16 protein-coding genes are annotated in these 24168 nt (G+C 58.0%); 9 read left to right on the top strand and 7 right to left on the bottom strand.

The genetic code is table 11. From position 1 onward, the window contains the following. Nucleotides 1-42: 42 nt before the first annotated feature. The 7 genes from MTR72_RS34210 to MTR72_RS34240 all read right to left on the bottom strand — a co-directional run bounded on the left by MTR72_RS34210 (nt 43) and on the right by MTR72_RS34240 (nt 12069). A complete protein-coding gene (locus MTR72_RS34210; RefSeq protein ID WP_445819665.1) occupies nt 43-1944 on the bottom strand; it encodes a hypothetical protein in 1902 nt (633 codons plus the stop codon). A gap of 590 nt (nt 1945-2534) precedes the next feature. Next, a complete protein-coding gene (locus MTR72_RS34215) occupies nt 2535-3875 on the bottom strand; it encodes a glucosamine inositolphosphorylceramide transferase family protein (protein ID WP_280966574.1) in 1341 nt (446 codons plus the stop codon). Between the two features lie 1077 nt (nt 3876-4952). Beyond that, nucleotides 4953-5771 carry an FkbM family methyltransferase gene (locus MTR72_RS34220; protein ID WP_280966573.1) on the bottom strand — a complete coding sequence of 273 codons (819 nt, stop codon included), beginning with the start codon at nt 5769-5771 and terminating at the stop codon, nt 4953-4955. Then, the gene (locus tag MTR72_RS34225) at nt 5749-7338 is read right to left on the bottom strand and encodes a lipopolysaccharide biosynthesis protein (protein ID WP_280966572.1); all 1590 of its coding nucleotides are present in this window, start codon (nt 7336-7338) and stop codon (nt 5749-5751) included. Before MTR72_RS34225 ends, MTR72_RS34220 begins: the two co-directional genes overlap by 23 nt. A gap of 142 nt (nt 7339-7480) precedes the next feature. Then, nucleotides 7481-8605, bottom strand: a complete 1125-nt coding sequence (locus MTR72_RS34230; protein ID WP_280966571.1) for a glycosyltransferase family 4 protein — start codon at nt 8603-8605, stop codon at nt 7481-7483. Next, complete coding sequence (locus MTR72_RS34235; protein ID WP_280966570.1) at nt 8602-9936, bottom strand: O-antigen ligase family protein; 1335 nt, start codon at nt 9934-9936, stop codon at nt 8602-8604. The genes MTR72_RS34230 and MTR72_RS34235 overlap by 4 nt, the downstream gene beginning before the upstream one ends. A gap of 324 nt (nt 9937-10260) precedes the next feature. After that, entirely contained in the window at nt 10261-12069 is a 1809-nt protein-coding gene (locus tag MTR72_RS34240; protein ID WP_341511966.1) for a hypothetical protein, read from the bottom strand. A 105-nt stretch (nt 12070-12174) separates the two neighbouring features. Here MTR72_RS34240 and MTR72_RS34245 point away from each other — a divergent pair, with 105 nt between their 5' ends. The 9 genes from MTR72_RS34245 to MTR72_RS34285 all read left to right on the top strand — a co-directional run bounded on the left by MTR72_RS34245 (nt 12175) and on the right by MTR72_RS34285 (nt 24134). After that, nucleotides 12175-13446: a glycosyltransferase family 4 protein gene (locus MTR72_RS34245; protein ID WP_280966568.1), complete on the top strand. Its 1272-nt coding sequence runs from the start codon at nt 12175-12177 to the stop codon at nt 13444-13446. Between the two features lie 558 nt (nt 13447-14004). Next, entirely contained in the window at nt 14005-15492 is a 1488-nt protein-coding gene (locus tag MTR72_RS34250) for a GumC family protein (RefSeq protein ID WP_280966567.1), read from the top strand. A 301-nt stretch (nt 15493-15793) separates the two neighbouring features. After that, nucleotides 15794-16951, top strand: coding sequence for a Gfo/Idh/MocA family protein (locus MTR72_RS34255; protein ID WP_280966566.1), 1158 nt, complete (start codon nt 15794-15796; stop codon nt 16949-16951). Further along, on the top strand, nt 16938-17597 hold the full coding sequence (locus MTR72_RS34260) for a sugar transferase (RefSeq protein ID WP_341511967.1): 660 nt from the start codon (nt 16938-16940) through the stop codon (nt 17595-17597). Before MTR72_RS34255 ends, MTR72_RS34260 begins: the two co-directional genes overlap by 14 nt. A gap of 42 nt (nt 17598-17639) precedes the next feature. After that, entirely contained in the window at nt 17640-18821 is a 1182-nt protein-coding gene (locus MTR72_RS34265; protein WP_280966564.1) for a DegT/DnrJ/EryC1/StrS family aminotransferase, read from the top strand. After that, on the top strand, nt 18818-19567 hold the full coding sequence (locus MTR72_RS34270) for a hypothetical protein (protein ID WP_280966563.1): 750 nt from the start codon (nt 18818-18820) through the stop codon (nt 19565-19567). Before MTR72_RS34265 ends, MTR72_RS34270 begins: the two co-directional genes overlap by 4 nt. 372 nt (nt 19568-19939) lie before the next feature. Further along, nucleotides 19940-20761, top strand: coding sequence for a glycosyltransferase (locus tag MTR72_RS34275; RefSeq protein ID WP_280966562.1), 822 nt, complete (start codon nt 19940-19942; stop codon nt 20759-20761). An 89-nt stretch (nt 20762-20850) separates the two neighbouring features. Further along, a complete protein-coding gene (asnB, locus tag MTR72_RS34280; RefSeq protein ID WP_341511968.1) occupies nt 20851-22845 on the top strand; it encodes an asparagine synthase (glutamine-hydrolyzing) in 1995 nt (664 codons plus the stop codon). 125 nt (nt 22846-22970) lie between these two features. Then, on the top strand, nt 22971-24134 hold the full coding sequence (locus tag MTR72_RS34285; protein WP_280966560.1) for a GNAT family N-acetyltransferase: 1164 nt from the start codon (nt 22971-22973) through the stop codon (nt 24132-24134). The last annotated feature ends 34 nt before the right edge of the window (nt 24135-24168 follow it).

Here is a 24168-nt window from a genome sequence, read left to right on the forward strand (position 1 = left end):
CTCGCGACGCCATACATCGGGCCCGCGCTCTTCCGGCTTGCGCTATCGATGCAGCGCGTCGGACCGCTCCTGCGCTTCCTTGACTCCACCGGCCAGAGCTCTGGCATAGAGATCAAGCGCCATATTTGCGTCGCCGCGCGTCCCAGATGTTCCCCATTTGGAAAGAATGAGTGGGTCATAGGTTTCCGCGAGCGTGAAGTTTGCCTGGGCACTGCCCATTTCGGCGGCGCGCTGAAGCACAATTCGCGCTGAGCCGATGTCGCCACGACCAAGCAGCACGTGCGCGTGCGCAAGCAGCCTCGCGATTTTCGCGGCATCCTCGGCCGTAGGCTGGGCGTCGACGCGTGTGTTGGCGACGGCTGGCTGCTCTGCTCCCATCGGCTTTGCTGCTTCCGCCTCGTATTGCGTGCTGAGCTGATCGACGCCGACAATCGAAGGCGCTGACGCATTGCTTCGTGCCGACGCCAGATCGCGCTCCAGCAGGGATTTGGGCAACTCCGCTGCGCCTGCGTCCGCCGTCTTCATCAGCTGGCTTGCTTCGGCTTCCGCCTTGGTCGCGAGCGCGGTATGCATCTCGACATCACGCCGCGCTGCTGCGAGATTCTGCTCTAACCCGCTCGCGCGGTCGTGTTCCTGTTGCAGCGATTTGCGCAAATCCGCCGTGCCACTTTCTGCAGCCTGATCGCTTGCCTGACGCGCTTGAGCCTCGTAGGCGTATATCTTTGTTTGCGCCGTCGAGAGCTCCTGTGTCAGCGCCTCCGACTTATCGTGCTCCTGCTGGAGCGATTGCTTCAGCTCCGCGGAGCTTTTTTCCGCCGCCTGTTTGAACGTCGCGGCTTCCTGGCCCGCCTTGGTCGCGAGCGCAGTCTGCGTCTCGACATCGCGCTGCGCTGCCGCGAGGTCCTGCTCCAACCCGCTCGCGCGGTCGTGTTCCTGCTGCAGCGATTTGCGCAAATCCGCTGTGCCGCTTTCTGCGGCCTGATCGCTGGCCTGACGCGCTTGAGCCTCGTAGGCATATATCTTTGTTCGCGCTGTCGAGAGCTCCTGTGTCAGCGCCTCCGACTTGTCGTGCTCCTGCTGGAGCGATTGCCTCAGCTCCGCGGAGCTTTTTTCCGCCGCTTGTTTGAACGTCGCGGCTTCCTCGCCCGCCTTAGTCGCGAGCGCGGTCTGCGTCTCGACATCGCGCCGCGCTGCCGCGAGGTCCTGCTCCAGTCGGCTTGCGCGGTCGTGTTCGTGCCGCAGCGATTTGCGCAAATCCGCGCCTGCATCTGCCGTCTTCTTCAGTTGGCTTGCTTCGGCCCCCGCCTTAGCCGCGAGCGCGGTCTGCGTCGCGATATCACGCCGTGCCGCCGCGAGGTCCTGCTCCAGTCGGCTTGCGCGGTCGCGTTCGTGCCGCAGCGATTTGCGCAAATCCGCGCGTGCGTCCACTGTCTTCTTCAGTTGGCTTGCTTCGGCCCCCGCCTTGACTGCGAGCGCGGTCTGCGTCTCGACATCGCGCCGCGCTGCCGCAAGATCCTGCTCTAACCGGCTCGCGCGGTCGTGTTCCTGCTGCAGCGATTTGCGCAAATCCGCGCCTGCGTCCGCCATCTTCTTCAGTTCGTCTGCGTCAGCACCCGCTTTGGCCGCCAGCGAGGTCTGCGTCGCGACATCGCTCCGCGCCACTGCAAGATCGTGCTCCAGCCGGCTCGCGCGGTCGCGTTCCCGCTGCAAGGAGTTTTGCAACTCCGCCAAGCCTGCGTTCTCCTGCTGTTTTGCTGGGCTGACCTCGTCAACGGTCCTCGTGGCCGTGGCCGTCTGCGGTTCGACGTTGCGGCCCATCGCCGCTAGATCCCGCTCCACCGGCGCCGCCTGATCGTGCAACATCGACTTGCGCAATGCGGACGCGCCGCCGTCCACCTCCTGGTTCGCCCGCGTGGTCCGGTCCGGCCCCTCCTGAAGGGACATGGCCACCAAAAGACTCCACGTCGCCGCGAGGACGGCTGCGGCGAGCCACAGCCTGGTTCCGAACACAACCCCGTTCCCCTGCTGCCACATGGCTATATATGGCCCGTCTTGATAGGTCGCGAAACCTTGCCGGCTACAAACCCTAATCCTCGCAGGACGGCCTCGGCCAACTCTTTGGGGTTAGCCGCCGGCGATAAAGAAGGCGCCGGTGAGCGGTTAGCTGGTCGTGGCAACAACGCCTGGTAGCACAACGCTCAGATCGATGCGTATTCGCAGATCGCGATCGGCGCGGAGATGCCCTTGACCCGCTGGGAGCGGGTGGCGCGGACGCGGGCACATCCGCAAATCTACCTGAGATAACACCGGACGTTATTGTCGCCTAGGCGGCGCTGGCGATCGCCTGCGCCGAACCGACCCAATCTTCGAGAATGCCTAGAGCCTTGTCATCGGAGCGGCGCCGGCGCTTCATCAGTCGCGCACCAGCTAGCACTCGCCATTCTGCCGCCTGATGGGCAAGCAGTCCTTTGCTCGTGCATGCGCGAATGGGACATCATTTGGCTCGCCAGAATAGGCGCCAGATGCTCAGTCACCTAACGTGAAGACCAAAAAAAGGGGAATTTCCAAACAGCTTGTCTCCTGTCAATTGCGCCAAGCTCTTGGTCGAAATTAACAGTATGGATGCCATCCGCCAGTGCGGCATTTCCTGGCCATCTGGCGATCTCTCTTTCTTTGAATCGGTCTGTGGTAAGCTCTTCGATTTCTAACCACACGAGAGCAGACCCGTAACCGCTCTCGCAATCCTGTGCAGGTCGCAGGAGCCGGTCGCCATATATGACAAACTGACCTGCCGGACGAGACGATCGACAATCTGATTTTACGGGATTTAGTTCGTGCGCTCGCCAAGGCCCTTCTAAATGTTCGCTGTAAAAAATTCCAAGCTCGTCTTGCGACGAACCATCTCTGTGTGCAATCGCAGCAAATATCCACCACCTCTCTTGGTGCCGCAATAGCGTCGCATCGTACACATCAACGTCTCGGATAAGAACTTGGTGAAGAACCCAATCGAATGGAAACGATCGAGCTCGGTAGAGCTCCACTGTGCGATTACCCCCCGTCTCAGGTAGCATGTAAATGACTTCATCGTGCCGAAAGACGAAAGGATAGGATAGGTGATAGGGACGCACTAACGTTGGTTGAGGAGTGGTCTGCTTATGTCCGGTCGATACCGGCATGCAAGAAATGATACCCTTACCGGTTTGATAGTTAAACTCCTCGACAAACAGCCACTTCTGGCCCTCACTGCTGAACACGAACGGATCAGCGTAGTAGCGCCGCCGATCGTCAAGCACCGTTATAAACTTATGCAGAGGGATCCCGTTTGGGATTTCCCACTTATCGGACCACAAGAGTCCAACAGACCAATGCTCGCGCCGTTTCAGCCCTCCTAAGACAAAATCCAGGGCTTTCGCCAAGAAAAACCGAAACGCAAAGCGCAGGACCAGCACTTTGGAAAAGGTTTGGTCGGCACTCGCTGGTCTGGATGGTACGGCGGGCTGTGTGCCTTTCGACAAATGATAAATCGCTCGTTCCGTAAGTGCCAGAAGGCGCGCAAAGCAGAGCTGAAGCCCTCGAGTTAATTCCGCTCGATTTTCTATCGCCAAATAGGAAGCGACTGTTGGCTCGACCTTCCGCGCCAGACAGATCGACAGGTACGGACTCTTACGATTAAGCAAAGAAACAAACAGACTGATACTATCAGCGGACTCATCAAAGCGAGGCTCGAGAATTGGAGTTGACGCGGCCAGTATTGGCGCTTCGGACAGATTTATGATGAGTGAGTACGCACTATTTGCAATGTCCGGCCACGGTTTTCCTAAGATGCTTGTCATCTTGACGAGGTCAAGTTCTTCAAGGTGGGCCTCGACGCGCATCCATAATCTCAGGGAGGGCGGATAGCTTGGAGCGTGTGGGCTCGTATAAACATCCACCTCAAAACTGGCTTGAAGTATCGAAATAAGCCTACGATGCCAGATCCACGCTCGATTTTGGGGCACGACAACAGCCACATGTGGCCGCCCATCTGAGGACATTCGGCTCTCCGTCACCCGGCTCCCCACAATTATACGCTCGTAAGTTCCACAAAGGACAGCTCATATTGACTTGCCTATCCGTCCCGCGCGATCTCAATTTGAGAGTGGACCTGTCGATTTCTGGCCTCGTCATCAAGCATTCTGGGAATAGCGCCCATTGCCCGCGGTCTGTCCGCTCAGCGAAGCGCCGCATCAGTTCTCCCAGAATTTGAGGAAAATCATCACAGCGGCCCCCAGTTTTCCCACAGGTCCATCTCCCGCCGTCCGAACAATGCCGGGACACCCTGGTGTTCCGCAACGCAACGGTCTCGGCGTCCCGGGGGGAGGCGGTTGGCAGCAAGCGTCAGAACCGCACACGAATTCGCCGCCTCCGCCCGGTCGTTTTCTGCCATAGTTCCCCGAGGCTGGGTCACAATATCCAGTCCGGTCCCTAGCGAATCTCCCGGCCCTAGCTCGGCAACCGTATCGGGAATGGTACGCATGCCGTTGGCCCAAAGCAGCGTCACGTGCTTCAGCCACACCTCATGGCAAACGCCTCATAGCAATACGCAGTGGCATTTCTCCCCGATCCCTATCTTCCGCCATTTGGACGCAACCTTGTATTCGACCGTTAATATACGTTGCGGCGCCTATAATGAAACGGGCCAAGCGCATGAGGAACGGCCCTCCATCGGCTAAGCACCATCCTGATAGGTCGGTGGGCTGGTGAACACTGCGCTATGCCTCTTTGTCCTTCATCTTCATCACCATGGAAGTTTGCTTGGGCGCCCTAACACGAGCGCGCAACCGTGCAGCAACTCTTGTTCGATATTCGGAACCATTAGGCTGTAGCGGGACTGGGATCGCTCGACCGCCGCCAGTAAGTGGGTGTAGTGTTTTTTGAAATTTCAAAGCCGCTTGGGCCGACAATTTGCTAGGTTAATTTAGGGAAGATGTTGCGATCACGTTCCAGACTTCAGTTTGACCCGGCCGCATGAGAGGTTCTGACAGAGGAGGCGATGTTCCCGTTTCGGAGACCAGAAATCGGAAGGGCCTGAGCGAGGCCAAGAGCCGAAGACATTCGACCGGATCGCGGCCGATTCGCTTCGAGACCATCGGGTGAGCCTCGAATGCTATGACACAGCGTCTTGCAGCGACGATCGTGTCCTTCGCTCCCTGGAGCGCCTCAAGCTCACCACCCTCAATGTCAATTTTAACGGCGATATCGCCACGGATATTCAGGGCATCGATTTTGGTAACGGAGATCGGCCCATCTCCCGGCTGCAAGAAACGAGCGTGATCATGTGGATCATAAAATGGTCTTTCTAAGTATCCTCGGCCAACAAAATTACTGACCGCCTTTCCGATTACCTCAGACGCGAGCGGCAGCCGAGAGAGATTGTCTCTGAGAATATCGGTGACATCGGCATTCGGTTCGAACGCAATGATCCGGGCTATTTTGGAATTGAGGGAGACAAGCGTAGAAAACGTGCCGATATCCGCCCCGCAATCAATGAGCGTTGCTTTTTCAAGTGGTGCGATCGCTTGCCGGAATGCTTCGATAAACCGCCTTTCGTAATCAAATACATCTTTCCTATCCCAGGTGAGCTTATGAAGCGGCACGCTGAATCTGACGCCTCCAAGGTCATATTGCGTAGTCCGACGCAACAATCCGAATACGGCTAATTGCCTCATTAGAAAGCTGCCGCCGCGAATATTGTGACGCTGCATGCTTCTAGCGAGTTGAAAGAGGATCATGCTTCCTCCGTTGGTCCCGCTCAGGAAGGAAAGATAGGAGCGACCGATGCATGTTCGTGAGCGCAAGCCCAAGCAGCACGGCAATCACAAAGACCAAAGACTTCACGAAGAGACGCAGAAAGACGGATGCGTCCAGTCCGGAGCAGAGGACGTGGACGACGAGCACACCGACTGCGACCACAACGATGACTCTCCAAGTCTGATCGAGCCGTATCATTTGAGCGATGCTGGTTTGCAGTGCTTTGGCGACCTTGTTCAAGGCCCAGCACTCCAAAAGAACAAGGCTTGTGGTGCTTCCTGCTACCGCGCCGCCAAGTCCGAAAAACTGGAGACCAAGAATACTCAAAGCAATCGATGCCACAAGAGATATTGCGCCGATCATTGCAGCCTGCCCGCCGAATCTAAATACCTGAAGCAAATGGCCCGCCGCGAAGACGGTTGCCACCTGTCCCAAGAGATAAATCCGCATGAGCGGCACCGCCCCCAGATACTCGCGCGTATATATAACTTCCACGAGCTCGTCCGCGGTCGAGATCAGCAATCCGAGGACTGGGGGCAGCATAAGTCCCAGCACGAGGTATCCTTTCTGTATCAGCGCGCAGGCGTCATCAAGCTTGCCTTCGCCTAGCAAGGAACTGATATTGGGCAGAAGAGCATTATTCAGAGGCTGGCGGATCAATCCTCCGACGAGCAGAACCATCGACGCAATCGAGATAAGTGCAAAGGCCGTGTTCGAAAAATTCGCCGCCACGATCCATTGGTCGGCCTGTACGCGCAAAGCGAAAAGCCCTTGCGCGACAGCAAACGGCAACGAATAATTCAATTGCAAGCGTGCGAGCCCCCCGTCGAATCCGAGTCCCGTTTCCTGCGCAGCAAACAGGGCGTAGCCGAGCGCTATTCCGACCTTCACCATAGCCACGCCGCACATGGCCACCAGAACCCAGCCCACATCGCCGGACGCGACTGCCAAACCAGACAATGCGGCCAGCCTGAGTGTCGCAAGGACGACCGTTGCGCAGGCCTGCCACTCCGCTCTTCCATCCGCGTTCGGCAGCACGTCGAGAATCGACGCCAATATCCAGGTGCCGGCGAAAATCTGCACAAGCGGCGAGTGGCGCTGCAAGCCCGCGATCGAGCCAGGCAAGACGGGCATCAGCACCAGAAGCAAGAGGATCGCGAGACCGCCGAGCGCGAACAGGCTTACGAATGTATTTCCCACCAGCTTGGGCCGGGTTCCGGGAGCAGCGCGCGGCAGGAAATAAAACAGGGACTGCGGCAGAAAAAGGGGAAACAGGATCAACCCTGTCGTGGCGACCAACCACATCAGGCGGTAGTCTCCAAACTCCTGCTTGGTCAGGTAGCGGACCAGGATGACCGGCAGCGCCATTTGCAGAGCATACTCGAGCAGCCCTGCACCGGCCAGAAAACCTGCCTTGCGGCGAATCCCTGACGTCATGCCACGCGCCTCCCCTCTGTGCGCCTCGTCCAGCAGGCTTTCGTGCTTCCTGCGCATCGGGCATAAGGAAATGAGGCCATGGACGCGCTGACGCGCATTACGCGCATGCATGCCATCTCTCCTGCATACATCGCCCTCGATCAGGAGTCTAATCGCGCGCAAGCGTTGCCGGTTGCGAACGCAGCCGACACAACAGATGCGTCATCGGCTCGCTCGCGTCGCCGCTACGCCACGCCGGTTCGCTCGACGCGCGTCATTTCTTCCTTCGGCAAACCGCTTCCTCGATTGCAGCGACATAGGGCTTCAGCACCACGTGATCGCCGTGCATCCGGTCCATATAGCTCCTGCATCGCTCGGACGCCTTTCGCCATTCTGTTTCATCGGCAATCAAGTAGTCGGCAATGTAAGCCATCTCATCGATGGATTGGGGCGAGGCACCAAGGCCTTCGCGCTTGATAAGTCCATCAGGATCAAAAAATGATATTACCGGAATGCCGCGACGCCAGGACTGAAGAAAGGAATTGGGAAAACCCTCCGTGTCCGAGGTATTGACGAAAATTTTGGCGCGGTCATAGAGGTCACCTACGTCGTGATAAGGTACGCGACCGCAAAACGTCAGGTTCGGCAGTCTCTTCGCAGCAGACTCGATCTTAATGTACAGATCAGAGAAACCCGGTTGTGGACCGCCAACCATGTGTATATGACGAGAGGGCATGCGACGCGCCAACTCGATCGCGAGCTCGGGTCGCTTGAGGCCATGCAGGTTGCTGACCCAAAGAATTTCCAAGTCGCGCTGATCACGATCCAGCTGCCGATCCGGCGGATCCACCAGCATGTCAGCGACCACGCTCGTCAATCCGTAATTTTCCAAGAGCGCGCGTTGCTGGCCGGCGTGTTGGCAAAGGACGCTATCAGCCCTCCTTAATCCGTATTCGTAGAGTTTCTTGTCCCGTGCGTAGCGTATCAGCACCTTCTCCGGATCGGTATCTACGTCGGATGCCAGTCGGTGGACGAGACCGCGTCCATGCCGACGACAAAACATCGCGACCAAGCCGACACGCATCCCGGCACAACTCGTATAGTAGACGTCGGCATCGGCCCGCATCAACGCCGCCCAAGTTGCGGTCCAACGGGGATAAACAAAACGAAGTACCGGAAGACCCGCATCCGCGCGATATGCCTTGTAGGTGGTGACGCAGTGCCAGGAGGCCGCGTCGGACTGACCGTAATCCCCAACGACCATGGAAACCTGGTATCCACGAGCGGCGAGTGCTTTCGCGAGTAGCGTCTGTTGGACCTCCTCCCCGCCAATACCATGGTGATTGTATTCGGGGGCAAGGACCGGGAGGTTTTCAAGACCGACGAAACATACCTTCATGGATGCGTTCTTTCAGTCGAACAGGTTGACTGGGCTTGGCCGAGGGCGAGCCCGTAACACAACCAAAGAGCCGCCTGCGGGTAGGTCGGTACAAATCGGTCATCCGTTAATCCCTGGACGGCGAGGCATATCAGGCAAACGGCGCCTCCTTCGAAAACCCCACGCCATAGGGGATCGGCATGGTTCTTCGCGAGGCACCTGAACATGGCCCAAGCCGACCAGAAGAAAGCTGCGACGACTGGGACACCCACCATCCCCAGATCAAGAAGAACGCCGAGATAGGCGCTATGGGGGTGTCCGACCGGCAGCATGGTTCCGCGGAGATTGGGAGTGGCCCACGGGGTCGAACTGAGGCCATGCCCGAGAATCGGCGCTTCCCAGAACGTTGGCAATAGTGGGCGCCAGATTGTGTCGAGGCGACCGGCCGTGATTGCTTGAGTATCCTCCGTGGCGAACCCCGTCGTCGCCCGTTCGACGAATGCGTCGGGCAATATCAAGGCGACACCGACGATGATCGACAGCGCAAGAACAAACTGGCCTGCGCGGCGCCGGCTGAACAGATAATAGCCAACGATGATGGCAAGGCCGAAAAAAGCGCCTCGAGAAAAGGTCAGGGCCGCTGTCGTGGCGGCGGCAACGGCGCATGCAAAGAGCGTCAGGCGCGGCAGTGGTTGGACGGTGGCGGCCGCCGTGTAAAGCAGGGTCGCAAACCCCAAATTCGCCATGAGGCCGACCTCATTGGCGTGCATTCCGGTCCAATTGAGAAAACCGCGTTCTCGTGCGGATGCGAGAATGTGCAGGCTTATACCGTTGACGACGAGGTAACCGACTATGAGCCCGAAGAAGGCAACGTAGGCAAGTGCGAGCGCCCAGATCAGAGGTCGCCCATTTCCATTTCGCGAGACCACGGCCGCCAGCCAAGCCACGACAACGATAATCATCGGCTTCGCGAAACCATCCAGCAGGTATCTATTCAACGTTAAAGGCTCTTCGCCTGGAGGTGTGATTCCGCGCTCTGCCGAACCGGAGCCCCGGTAGGCAGCAAAAGCAATCAGTGCGATATAAACCAGCAGTGCCAGCGGCAGACGGGGAAACCGAACGGCCACTTGGCTTAAGAGCGCAGCCAAGCCTAACGACAACAACGTGAGTACGAGCAGGCAGTTTTCCGAATTAAGTCCCGTGACCCCGAATATCTGACGCGGAACCATGTAGGTTGACGCGAAGGGCAACAGTAACACCAACAGCCAGACGCCATTCCGGTAGTTGGCGAGAACCACCGCCGCGGCAATCGGCAACGAATAAAGAACAAGGGGAATCGCTCCCCCGACCATTGCCGTCAATCCGCCTGCGATCGCAGCAAATATTCCGAGGAGAATTAAGAATAACGTATCGGCTCGCAACGGCGCGAGGGAGCTGGAATTCGAGCGGGAGCCATTCATCTATCGATGGCCGTGTTCGTCGAATGATCTTTTGCGTGCCGTCATCGTCCGCGACGTGACAGCGCGCGAGATTCGCCGTCTCATTCTTCGATCATATGCCGCGCCGTTTGACGTCTGATACTGTGCGAGCTCTGCGAATTGGGAGTAATCCTTTTGAGTTCTCCGACACGTATCGGGTCAGGCGTCGGAGTCCGCTACAAAGCGATCTACTCCCGGCTACTTGCGAAAACGAAACAGGTCGCGGAGCCCGTAATTGTCACGAAGTTCGGACAGATACCGCCGAACCGCCACCCCAAGTCGGTATGAGACCGATTCTGAATCCGGGAAAGCATCCGGCTCTTCGTGATGAACCCAGCGTATATCCGCCATCCCGCCGGGCGGGATATCGACGATCAATCGAAGACATCCATCCACGTATTCGTACGCGACGACGTCTTGGTTGACTGTAACACCTTTCAAAGAAACGACCTGCGGTGCTTGCTTCACGACCCAGATCCGTTGCGTCATCGCCTTCATGTTTTCGATGCGAAGTTGTTCAGCAAACATCTTTACTATGATCGTTCCGCCGTCGCGTCGAATGCTGTAGCTGCGGCAAACGGCGTCGCCGAGAGTCCGCCAACGGAGTTTCCACCGCAAGGACGCAAGCTGTCGGAGGAAGTCCGTCAGTTCGCTGCCGTGGTTCCGGAAAAGATCGTGATGTCCGACGACGAAGCACGGCTTGCCCAGGAGTCCATCAAATGCGAAGTTTTCAATGCCATGGTCAATGTATCGCCGGGTAAAAATCGAGAAGCCCCCATACCGGACGATGGCGACACTCCACAGGTCTGCAAGTGTCGTTTCGTTCGACGCGTCATCGGCTGGCGCGACTTCTGTGTTCACTGCCGCGACGAAGCCATTTCGCTTTAGAGCCGACACTGCCTCGGGCGAGAATGCCCCTTGCGGGAAAACCATCACGTTTTCATAATTGAGTGCGGTCTTGTTGAGAAGGGATTGCATCCGACACCTGGCGGTCTTCAGCTTTCTGTCGAGTAGGTCGGCTGAACGGGCTGCAAATTCACCACGGGTGTGATCGCAGCCGTGCACGCAGACCGACAGTTTTCCGCTATTTTGCCGAAATGCGGCAACGGTACCGCGATTTGTTCGTTGCCAATTCCATGGAATGAAGGCGATGGTGGTCGCGAACGTCTGCTTGTCGGCCAACTGCAATAGTTCGCCAAAATCGAGAAAGCCGTACCGTGGCCACAGAGGCGGATCGTCGATGATCAGGCATGCGTTTGCTTCGGAGGTGGTCCAGCAGATGTCGCGGAACGACCATTTCAGATACATCACGACCGGCACCGCACCGGCGAAGCGCTTCTTCACATCAAAATAGGTCGCAGCGCGTTCGCGAATGTCCACCATCACCAGTGACGCATCGGCAAAAAAGCGCACGCCCGAATAAGAAAATCCGGCGAACAGGTGTCCCTCGGGCGCCACGACGATGCTCTGCAATTCGCCACGATGCCGAATGACAAGCGCCGCATCCGCGGCGCCGGGCTCCAATTGGATCCGCTGGGCCGACATTGGGCCGCACATGTCTGGAAAAGCACCAGTGACGGACACGGTTATCGGCCAAGCGTCGATGCCGCGGATGTCTGCCTCTGGGTCTCCCGTGATCTTGCGCAGCAGAGCCCTGCAGGGATCCGCAGCTCGAAATCCGTAGACGAACACCGAAGCGGCTGCCACCAACCAAGCCGGAAACATTCCGGCCTTGCAGGGCTGCAGGGCTTCGGCGAGATAGGGCGCGGAAGTCAGGATGGAGTACTGCGGATGACTTGCGGTCAGCGAGGCTATATTGGCCTCGTTCGCTTCGCTAACGGTCAGCGCCGTCCATGGAATTCCAAAAAAATCGAGGATTTCCGCTAGGTTGCAATCGTCGGGCGATGGAGTGTCGCTGCGGAGCAGGAGCGCGATCGAAGAGCCCGTGTCCATGGCGTCGACGTTCCCTCTTGATGTTGTCGCATCATCCTTCGCCGGCAGGGCCACCGTGCATCCTGCGGATCGTCCGCGACCTCGAGATTGTGCTCCTCCTCTAGGAGTCCTATACGAAAGGTCGCCACGCTTCAACTGACGGACGTAGGCGCAATGGTTATGTCGGACAACATATCTGCGTTAGGTGATGCAGCGGGCGCGGTCCTTATAATCGTCGAAAACCTGCCGGTGCCGGCCGATCGCCGGGTCTGGCAGGAGGCCACAGCGCTGCACCAGGCTGGTTACACCGTTTCGGTCATTTGTCCGAAAGGGAAGGGATATGACAAGGCATACGAGCAGATGGACGGTGTGCATATCTACCGCCATCGACGGGGTGTGGAAGGCTCGGGCGCCGTAACTTATCTTCTCGAATATGCTGTCGCTCTTTTTTGGGAAGTCGTTCTCTCGTTGAAGGTGGCGCGCCGGCATGGATTCGATATCCTTCATGCGTGCAATCCGCCGGACTTGATCTTTTTGATCGCGATTTTCTACAAGTTCTTCTTCGGCAAGAAATTTCTGTTTGACCAGCATGATCCCGCCCCCGAACTCTATTTGGTCAAGTTCGGCCGCCAGGATTTCTTTTATCGTCTCCTGTTGCTGCTTGAAAGCTGGACGTTTCGATCGGCCGACGGGAGCCTCGCGACAAACCCTACGCTGAAGCAGCAAGCCGTGGAGCGAGGCGGGATGCCGCCAGACAGGGTTTGGATCGTCAGAAGCGTCCCCGATCTTGGGCGCTTCAGGCAGGTCAAGCCCGATCTGTCGGTCAGGCGGTCATTTCGATATCTCGTCGGCTATGTGGGAATGATTGCCGAGCAGGACGGTGTAGACCTGCTGGTCCAGGCGATGGAGTACATCGTCAAGCGCCAGCATCGAACGGATATCGCCTGTCTGATCATCGGCGACGGGCCGGCAGCATGCCGGCTCAGGAGGCTCACAGGTGAACTTGGAATCGCCGACAATGTCGAATTTGCCGGTTACATTTCAGGCGATGCGCTTCCTGCCATGCTGACTGCTTGCGATATCGGCATCGTTCCGGATCCGCCCAATGCCTGCAACGTGTTGATGTCGATGATCAAGGTTTTTGAATACATGGCCATTGGGCTGCCGTTCGTACTGTTCGACTTGGCACAGGCGAGGCGTGATGCAGGCGACGCCGCCCTGGTGGTAGCGAAGCTGACGCCGCAGGCGCTCGGCGACGGAATCGTGGCGCTGCTTGAGGACGAGGCCGGGCGCGAGCGTATGCAGATCTACGGCAGGGAGCGTGCCTACGGCGAATTTCAATGGGAGCTCGAAAAGCGTTCCCTCCTCGCCGCCTATGAGACGTTGGCGCCGAGGCGCGCACGTGCGCATGCGAGGAAGGCAGGGACACCCGCCGATGCGGATGCTCCCTGAGAGCGGAAGCAATCAGCGTCCATGCGGTGGAGCGGGTGAACTGCTGTGACCGATCGCGAGGTCGCCGAGAGTATACCAAGGTCCAGCCTCTTGATCGCAAGCGTAATGTCCGGATATTGGCTCTCGTGCGGCGAGACCGATCTGCACTGGGTGCGCGTCGGGGTCAGACCTCGCGTGGCAATCGTTGTGACGTCCGCGCGCAGGCGGAAAGAAAGCGTTTCATTGAAATTGCGGTTTCAAGGCCTCCAGCGAAGAGTGAGGCTCATTGTCATAGTTTGACATAACGTTAAGCGTTGAGGGATTGGGCGGGTAACTGCCAGCCGACGCGATTTTATCTGCCCTGTCGGATGTGTCTTTGTCTACGCGTTTGGGCGATGCCTCTTTTGGTCTACTTCTTTCGATTCTTGTCCGCGTGTTTTAATGCGATCGTAAATCGCATTGCTCTGCGCTAACCTCACGAAGACGCTCCACGCGTGGACGACTCGAGGCGCAGCAGACTGCGTTCTCGAGCGAACAGAGCGGACGGGTGCCGGGCCTGTTGAGAAAACGGAGCTTTAGGTGGAGCTGCTGCTTGCTGCCAAGGTTCTGATTGCCGCACTGCGGCGCCGCAAAGTCGTGGCGCTTGCCGTCTTCCTGACAGTCCTCGCCGCGTCTCTTTTCGCTTATCAGCTTGTCGGGCGGCGTTACAACGCCGAGGCCCTGCTCCTGGTTGGCAATGGTGTCAAGGACTCGGAATCTCGCAGTGTCGTCGACTCCCGCAGCATCGTCGATCCTACCGGTATCAATTCGCTCGCCCGACTTGCCGAGACAGACGACGTTGTGCGCGAAGCGGCGAACAAGGTAGGTCTTCAGCGCCTTTTTCCTGACCTCGACCGGATGCACTCGAACGACGGCACCCTGATAGCTGAGCTAGGTGTCAAGCGCTGGTTTTCCGCTGATCAGATTTCGACCTTACGCGAAACGGCAGCTAAGCTGGGTCTTGAGCGCTTGCTTCCAGCTCATGAGAACCGCCGCAAGGACGACATCCTGATTTCGATGCTGCGGCGCTCCATGTCCGCACAAGCAGAGGGCAAAACCGACCTTCTGAAGATCTCATTTCCTCACCGCGATCCGGTGATCGCGGCCGAGTTCGTCAATGCGCTTGCTGACGCATTGGTCGCCAAGCAGGTGGAGCTTCTCAACGTGCCGGGTGCCTTTCAGTTTTTTGTCGTGCAGAGGAAACAATTGCAGGAAGAGGTACAGAAAGCGGCCTCCAGGCTTGAGAACTTTTCGGCTGCAGTCTCGATCTATTCCATCCATGATCAGCGCACTCTCCTTCTCAACCGTGCCGATCAACTTAACCAATCCCTTAGTTCAACGCAGGGCTCCATCGTGGAGCTACAAGGTCGGAAGGAAGCATTGACCGAGCAGTTGCTGAGGCTGAAGCCGGTCACGCAATCCCAATACGTCTCCGGGATTGTGAGCAGCTTGGGAGCAACTAACGTCGAAAGGGCTGAAAGTGACGCCAAGACGAGCCGGACGGAGCGATCTCTCACCGAGGCTCCACCGCTCCTTCTCATTCGCGTCTATCAGGACACAATGGATACTCTTTTCAAGGTTAACGCGGATCTTGCCGGGGCAAAGAATCGCGAGACACACTTTGGCACGGAGCTCCAGCGTGTAAACAATGAACTTTCCACTCTCTCGTCGAGAGAGGCGGAATACAATCGGCTGAGCCGGGACCTGGCGCTAGCGGTGGCCGCTGCCGAGAGTTATGCGAAGCGAACCACGGAAGAGCGGATCAACACGAGTCTCGCCAACGCACGCGTATCGGGTCTGCGAATTGCGCAATTAGCCCGCCCGCCAGACTCTCCGGCCTTTCCCCAACTGATCATTTTCCTGGCGCTGGGCCTGGTGGGCGGGGCCGTTTTGGCATCGGCTGCGGCTCTTTTGCCAGAAGCGTTGGCTAGCGTTCGAACATACGATGCCGTATCGCCCGGGTCCGCGGAAGCAGCGACAGACGTGCCGTCGCGAATCGAAAACCGCGCGAAACCCCACGTCGTTTAACCTCCCTGCGCCAGGCGTCGCACAAGCGCTATCGTCGGTTCGACCCGCTTCGTCGACATAGTTTGCGGGGAGGACCGTCCTGCAATCGACGAGGTCAGGAACGCCAAACTATTCCCAAATGCCCTAGAAGAACGTTTATTGGCTTGGCAATCAGCGCCAAGAACTTAGCGTTTGCGACGCGGTGATTCCGCGCCGCTAACTTTAGGGTTATCCCTCAATAGTGCGCTCCACTGGGCTGGCGAGAAGGGCGGTTGTACTAGTGTTGTAGTAAGTTCGAAGAGCGCGACCTATGGAGGGGAGCATGTCTCGTTCGATAGTACTGCGCTCCAAACTTGTCCCTCCTTTACTCGATACTCCGAACCAAACCCAGGACGCGGCAGTTCAAACCGCGAAAGACGGCCCGTCGCTCGCCCTCATCGGTTGCGGCTATTGGGGCGCGAAACACATCCGTGTCAGCTGCGATATACGCGACGCAAGGATGTCGATGGCCGTTGATCCCAGTCCTGACAGATTGGAATATGTCCGTTCACAATATCCTTCTGTCGCTGTTTCGCGCGATATCGGCGCGATACTGAATAACCCTTCTATAGACGGGGTCATTGTCGCCACTCCCGTGGAGACGCACTTTGAGTTGGCGCGGGCGGTGCTCCAGGCCGGAAAGCACGCGCTCGTCGAGAAGCCGTTATCTATGACGAGCGCGCAATGCCGCGAGTTGAATGCGATCGCTCAAGAGCGCAAGCGTGTGCTGATGGTCGGGCACACGTTCGAGTACCACCCGGCGGTGGGTTTCATACGTCAGATGGTCCAGAGCGGCTCTCTCGGCGAGCTTTACTACATTGATTCGCGACGCCTGAATCTCGGTCTCTACCGGCAAGACGCCAATGTCCTTTGGGACTTGGCGCCGCACGACCTCTCAATCATCTTCTGCCTGCTGGAGGAGGTGCCGCGAACAATCGGCGCCTGGGGTTGCGCGCACGTTCTGCCCGACGTTGAGGATGTTGTTTACGCCAAGATGGGCTTCAAGAGCGGGCCGACCGCCCATGTGCATGTTTCCTGGTTGGACCCGGTCAAAGTGCGCCAAATCACGATCGTCGGAAGCGATGCGATGCTGGTGTTCGACGACGTGCAGCCGTCCGAGAAAGTGCGCGTTTATCAGAAGCGATTCAGGCCGCGGATCGACGGCGACTCGTACGCCGACTTCCAGTCCGCCTACCATCATGGCGACGTTCATATCCCTGCGATATCCAACAGCGAACCGCTGAAACTCGAGGTACTCGACTTCGTCAACGCGATCATGACCGGGGGACGGCCGCGCGCGGACGGAGCGCATGGGCTGCGCGTTGTCGAAGCGCTCGAAGCGGCATCGATGTGTCTACGGCTCAACCACAAAGGCAAGGATCAACGGATGTTTCGGCGTCGGAACATACCGGTGAGGGGGGCCGACATTGCGGTCGCATGAAGCAAAGCGACGAAGGGCGATCCCGCAGGAGTTCGGCAAGCGGGCGCTCGACGTCGTGATCAGCGTTCTCGCGATCGTGGTGCTGGCCCCCCTCTTCCCGGTGGTGTGGATAGCAATCCGTCTCGACAGTCCTGGACCCGCGGTCTTTCGCCAACGCCGGATTGGGCGAGACGAGAAGCCGTTCAACTGCTTTAAATTCCGGACGCTTTGCCACAAGGCCGACGAAAACGTCCATCGCGAGGCGATCCGGCGGGCTTGGGCGAAGGAATCCATCTCGAACGACCCCGGCGCCCCATACAAGCTGACAGACGATCCTCGCGTGACGCGCGTGGGGCGGTGGCTGCGGAGAACCAGCCTCGACGAACTGCCTCAACTCCTTAACGTATTGACGGGCGAAATGAGCATCGTCGGTCCGCGGCCGGCGATTCCTTATGAACTCGAATACTTCCGGGACTGGCACCATAAACGCCACATTGTGAAGCCCGGCATCACTGGAGTTTGCCAAGTGCGCGGCCGGGGTCGCCTCTGCCCCGAGGTAATGCTCGAGATGGATGTCGAGTACGCGATGAACTGGACCCTATGGACCGACCTGAAGCTGATTGCGCTGACGTTTCCCGCGGTGCTGCGGGGGCGCGGTGCCCGATGAGAGCCCCGAGTGACAGATACGGATTCTCGTGAGGTTCGACAAATGCACATTCCGTTCGTCGATCTTAAAGCGCAATATGCGGCGCTGAAAGACGAGGTGGCCGAAGCAATTCGGGGCATTATCGACTCCGCGCAGTTCATAGGCGGTGAGGCGCTTGCCTCGTTCGAAAGAGATTTCGCCGCGTATTGCCGGGTGCGCTATGCGCGCGGTGTGGCGAGCGGCACGGACGCGCTTCATTTGGCGCTACGGGCCTTGGGTGTTGGTCATGGCGACGAGGTGATTACAACCGCCCACACCTTCATCGCCACCGCCGCGGCCATCGTGGCGTCGGGAGCGCGGCCCGTGTTCGTCGATATCGATCCGGATACCTACACGATCGATCCCAGAATGATCGAGCGCGGCCTAACGGGTCGTACAAGAGCGATCGTCCCAGTTCACCTCTTCGGCCAGCCGGCTGATATGGGTCCAATCAAGGACATCGCACGGCGGCGCGGCCTGTATGTAGTAGAGGACGCGGCCCAAGCGCACGGGGCGGAATATCAGGGGGGCCGAACCGGGGCGCTCGGCGATGTTGCTTGTTTCTCGTTTTATCCGGCGAAGAATCTCGGGGCCTATGGCGACGGCGGAGCGGTCACCACCAACAGTGCCGCGATCGTCGAGCGGATCGAACGACTGCGTGACCACGGTCGAACCAGCCATTACAGCCACGCCGAGATCGGGTTCAACAGCCGGCTCGACGCTCTCCAGGCGGCAATCCTGCAGGTCAAGCTCCGGCGCCTGGATGAATGGAACGCCAATCGGCGGCGCGCTGCAGAGTGGTACACCGCGGAGTTGGCGCAGTCGGGGATCAAGACGCCATTCGTTCGAAAGGGATCGATGCACGTCTATCATTTGTATGTGATCGCCACGAACGAGCGGGACGCAATGCGGAACAAGCTCCACGAGGCTGGCGTGACGACCGGGATCCATTATCCGGTGCCGCTCCACCTACAGCCTGCTTTTGCTCATCTCGGCTACAAGCAAGGCGACTTGCCGTACTGCGAAGCGATGGCCGCTCAATCATTGTCCCTGCCCATGTTCCCCGAGCTCACACGCGACCAGGTGCTTGGTATCGCCGCAATTGCGCGCGCTGCGGCCGAGCAGGACGGTCACGAGAAATTGGGGCGGACGTTAACGCATTCGCCCGCCGCGTTGCGCGCAGAGGCCGCGAAGGAGCTTCGATGACTCGAATCAGTGCTTGGGCGGTGGTCGAGACCGGGGCGATCGGAGAGGCCGTGGCGATCGCCGAGTTCGCCGTGGTGCGGTCTAACGTTACGATTGGCAACCGGGTGGTCATTCACCCGCATGTCGTGATTGAGAGCGGCGCAAGGGTCGGGGACAACGTCGAAATCTTTCCGGGAGCCTACATCGGCAAGGCAACCAAGGGGGCCGGCGCGTTGACGCGCCCGCCGCATTTCGAGGAGTGGGTCGATATCGGTGCCGATTGTTCTATCGGACCGCACGCGGTAATTTTCTACGACGTCTCGGTCGGCGCGGGGACCCTGATTGGTGACGGCGCCTCGATCCGTGAACAATCGCGGATCGGCTCCAAGGCCGTCATCGGACGTTACGTCACGGTCAATTACAACACGCAGATCGGCGATCGCGTCCGGGTGCAGGATCACACCTGGCTGGCGGGCAATATGACGATCGAAGACGACGTGTTCATTTCGGGGTGCGTCGGCACTTCGAACGACAATGCGATCGGCCGCAACGGCTACGACGGTTCGCCCATGCTCGGGCCCCACATCGCGCGCGGCGCCGCGATCGGGTTGGGAGCCAACCTACTGCCAGGCGTCAGAATCGGCGTTGGCGCCGTCGTCGGCGCCGGTGCGGTGGTGACGAAGGACGTGCCCGACGGCTCGCTCGTGATGGGCGTCCCGGCGGAGATCCGACGACGGCTCAAGGCGACTACCGGCGCAGACCAGTGACCGATGGCAGTTCCTGCCAACACCAATCGTGAGGATCCTCTGGGACTGCGCTCATAACGGTCGGGTGATGGAATGCTGAATTCGTCAAGTTCCGCGATCAGGATACTGCATATAACCGACACCTTGGCCTCCGGAGGGAAGGAACGACAATTGGTCGAATTGCTGCGCGGGCTCAGCAAAACGGAAGGATTCATCAGCGAAGTAGTCGTTCTTTCAGACGTCATACACTACGATGAGGTGAGATCGCTGGGAGTAAAAATACACATCTTCAGCAGAAACCGACGGTGGGATTTCAGTGTTCTCCAAAAGTTGTATCGCCTGGCGAGGCAATACCGACCGCATATAATATATTCGTGGGAGTCGATGTGCTCGATGTATGCCTCACCAATTGCGTTGATATCTGGATCGGCTTTGATCAACGGGATGATACGAAACGCGCCGCTCTTTATGAATTTGAAAGATCGCGGGTACCGACGATTACTTCTGACAGCTCCATTTTCAACTGTGATATTGGCAAATTCATTAGCGGGACTTAGAGCTTTTCGAGTTGATGCCAAAAAAGGTCTCTGTATACGAAACGGTTTCAATCTTGATCGAATAAATGATCTTCCTGACGTCGATGACGTCAAGCATTCGTTGGATATAAGAACCAAACACGTAGTTGGTATGGTCGGAAGATTCCATCGAGAGAGAGACTATCGTACGTTTTTCAAAGCGGCAAAATTGCTGTGCAGTGAGCGGAAGGACATTACGTTTGTCGCTGTGGGCGAAGGACCGGATCTGGAAAGCTTCAGGATGCGTTTGAAGAGCGACGGTCAGTCGAATATACGCATTCTGGGAGTCAGCAAACGGGTCGAAGAAATCGTAAAAACGTTTTCCGTCGGAGTATTGGTTTCAACGAACGGAGAGGGAATCTCTAATGTAATTATGGAGTACATGGCGCTTGAAAAGCCGGTCATAGCCACAGACGCGGCGGGCAATCGCGAAATTGTCAAGGACGGAGAGAACGGATTCCTGATTCCATTCGGAGATGAAAACACGCTGGCGCTGCGGATAAGGGAAATTGTCGACCGCCCTGACATTGGAAGCGCATTCGGTCGTGCAGGACGGGCGCTCGTGGAGCAGCAGTTCGGGATTGAGCAAATGGTGCAGAAGCACGTTGAGCTGTTTCGGCGATTGGCAAGCGCGGAATAGCGCGCCTTCTTTCGAAGTTTGGCTGCAAGCTGGGGCCTCAGCTTGATCGAACGATCATATTTGGAGACTGCTGAAAGGGATTGATCGCTATGTGCGGGATTGCAGGTTTGATTGACCCTAGTCTCGCTGCGCGGCCGGAGGCCTTGCAACGTTCGGCGCGCGACATGGCGAATGCGATTGCGCATCGCGGACCAGACGGTGAGGGGGTGTGGATTGATGCCGCGGTTGGCGTCGCGATTTCGCACCGCCGCCTTGCCATCATTGACCTAAGTGAGGCCGGAGCGCAGCCCATGATGTCGGCAGATGGACGGTGGGTCGTAAGTTACAACGGCGAAATATATAATACGGAGGAAATTCGTCGGGAGCCGAACGTTGCCTGGGTGAAATGGCGCGGTCATTCGGACACAGAGGTTCTGGTCGAGTCCGTTGCAAGTAAAGGAATAATGGCAGCGATAAAATCGCTCAACGGCATGTACGCGATGGCCCTTTGGGATCGCCGAGAGCGGGTGCTGCATCTCGCACGCGATCGAATTGGAATTAAGCCTCTGTTTTTTACCCGCCATGGAGGAAAGATCGCATTTGGGTCGGAGATAAAGGCCCTGCTGGGACTGGGATTTGTGCCAAGGGAGATCGATGCGGCAGCTGTAAGCAGTTATCTCAAATTTGGTTATGTTCCGGCACCGGGTGCGATATTGCGCGGTATCGAGAAGGTGATGCCGGGTGAGATCGTATCGATTGGCGTCAATGGGCATATTTCCCGGACCCGGTATTGGCGCTTGGAAGATGCAGTGGCACAAGGCGTCGAAGCGCCGCTGGAAGTTGGTGACCAAGAGGCAATAGAAACGTTTTCCTCGTTGCTCGCCGATGCAGTCGGCAGGCAAATGATTTCCGATGTGCCGCTTGGCGCGTTTTTGTCAGGAGGCATCGACTCCTCTTCAATTGCGGCGCTAATGATGGCAGCCGGGAAGGGGCCGGTCCGTACGTTTTCGATTGGATTTCCCGACCTGGGGTTTGATGAATCGGCATACGCCGCCCGCGTTGCTCGTCACATAGGGAGTGTACATTCGGAACTGGTCATTACCGCTGCTGATGCGCTTGCGACGGTACCTCTGGTCCCTGAAATGTATGACGAGCCATTGGCGGATTCTTCGCAAATACCAACTTTTCTGGTGTCGAAGCTGACGCGAAGTCACGTCACCGTAGCATTGTCCGGCGACGGCGGCGATGAGCTGTTTGCCGGATACGACAGGTACAAAATTCTGACGCGGTTCGCGCGATACGCTGGCCCGATGCCTATTCGGTTTCGGGTGGCCGCCGGTGCCATCTTGGGCGCTTTGCCTCCCGCCATCTTAAATCGTTTATCGCACCTCTTTCGTGGCAGTATGATTCCGCGACGACTTGGAGACAAGGTGCGAACTCTATCTCGCGTGCTGTCGTTGGATCCGGATGGGGTTTACACTCGGCTTGTCAGCCTGGTTCCGGATGTTGGGCTTCACATGGCTGATCGGGAAAATTCCCCCGGGTTGAGGTGCGCGCCACCAGGACTTGGCGTTTTGGACCGCGCTCGCTTTCTCGACACAGTTACCTACCTTCCGGACGATATACTGCAGAAGGTCGATCGGGCGTCAATGGCAGTAGCCTTGGAGGCGCGTCCGCCACTCCTGGACCATAGGATAGTCGAATTTGCGTGGCGCCTTCCTCCACGATTTTTGGTGCGGAACGGAGAGACGAAGTGGCTGCTGCGGCGGGTCCTCGACCGTTTTGTTCCTCGCCATTTGGTCGAACGGCCGAAAATGGGATTCAGTGTCCCTATAGGCGAATGGCTTAGAGTGCCGTTACGAGATTGGGCCGAGGACCTGCTTGCGCCTGCCAGATACGGCGGTGGGATCCTCGACGTAAAACCGGCGCAAGAGATTTGGCGGAGGCATATCTCGGAGGAGAAGGATTATGGATACCAGTTATGGACCCTACTTTCATTCGAGGCATGGCGAAGACAATGGGCCGAGCAAATGCACCGGCGGCCGGCGCAGGCCAGTAATGCGATGGCAATTCCTGCCGGGCGCTTAGGGATCGTCGGATCGTGAGAATCCTCTGTCACCGACATGTATCCGAGTCCCGCAGAGACCGGGCTCCGGAGCCTTAGCGGATAGTCAAGTATTTCGTCTTTACAAGTGTGCTCGCGATATGAAGTTTTTCTTCGATGGGGGTCATGATGCTCATCGACGTCAGCGTGGAGACCTTGCGGAACCTTGAGAGACTTGAGGCCTCGTGGAAGGAGCTCGAAGCGCGGGCGCCCCACTCATTCTACTTGTCTTGGCTCTGGATCGGCACTTGGCTACGGCATCTCCCGAAGGCCGCGCAACCGCACGTTCTCGTCGCTCGGGCGTCAGGCAAGATCGTTGGTTTGGCGATTATTTGCCGGCGGCGAGCGTGGAGTCTCGGGCCGCATGCGGGGGCGCGTTGGCTATTGAACGAAACCGGAGATACTCGTTTCGACAGCTTGTACATCGAGTACAATGATATTCTTGCAGATCGATCTCTAGCCGATGCCACTATAGACGCATGCCTCGAGGCCTTGACGCACCGCTTGCGGCACTCGGACCAACTGGTGCTCTCTGGAATCGACCTCGACTTTGAGATGGCCGCGAGTCGCACCGCAAGCCGAGTTGGGCTCGTTACGGAGGTGAAGCAGACAGATACGGTATGGTGGATTGATTTCGCCAAGGTCCGCCAGAGAGGCGGACATTACCGCGCGACGTTGGGCCGCAATACGCGCCAGGCCGTGAACCGTGCCATGCGGTTATATGCGGAACGCGGGCCCATTGAGTTCCGGATTATGGAAACGACCTCGGAAGCTCTCGCCGCGTTCGATTTGCTGCAGGCGTTTCATGAGGCGCGATGGGGATGCAGGGGGCCTCTTGCCAATCCGGACTTCCGTCAGTTTCACGAGGAACTGATTGCGCTCGGAGTCCCCATAGGGGCCGTCCGCATCTCACGGACGTTGGTAGGGGACCAGACGATCGGGGTCTTGTACAATTTTGTGCATGACGACCGTGTTCTTAATTACCAAAGCGGCTTTCTTTATGAGCGCGATGGCCGGCTCAAGCCCGGGCTAGTCAGCCATGTGCTGTCTATTGAGGACAGCATCGTGCGCGGGGAGCGCGGCTACGATTTTCTGGCGGGCTCCGCCGGGCACAAGCCCCATCTAGCTAATGCGGCGCATGCTATGAAGTGGATCGCGATAGGTAGAGACGGTCCAGAGCGCCGCCTCGAGGCCAACTTCAGGCATGCCAAGTCAGTGCTAAGGACCATTGCTACGAATCTTAGGCTGCGGCTGACCAAGAAGGAGCTGTCCTCCGTATTCCGTGCGTAGACGCGAGCTCTTGAAGGTTCGGAAGGCGGATCGG

This window comes from Bradyrhizobium sp. ISRA442, from assembly GCF_038085055.1.
In the GTDB taxonomy this organism is placed as follows: domain Bacteria; phylum Pseudomonadota; class Alphaproteobacteria; order Rhizobiales; family Xanthobacteraceae; genus Bradyrhizobium.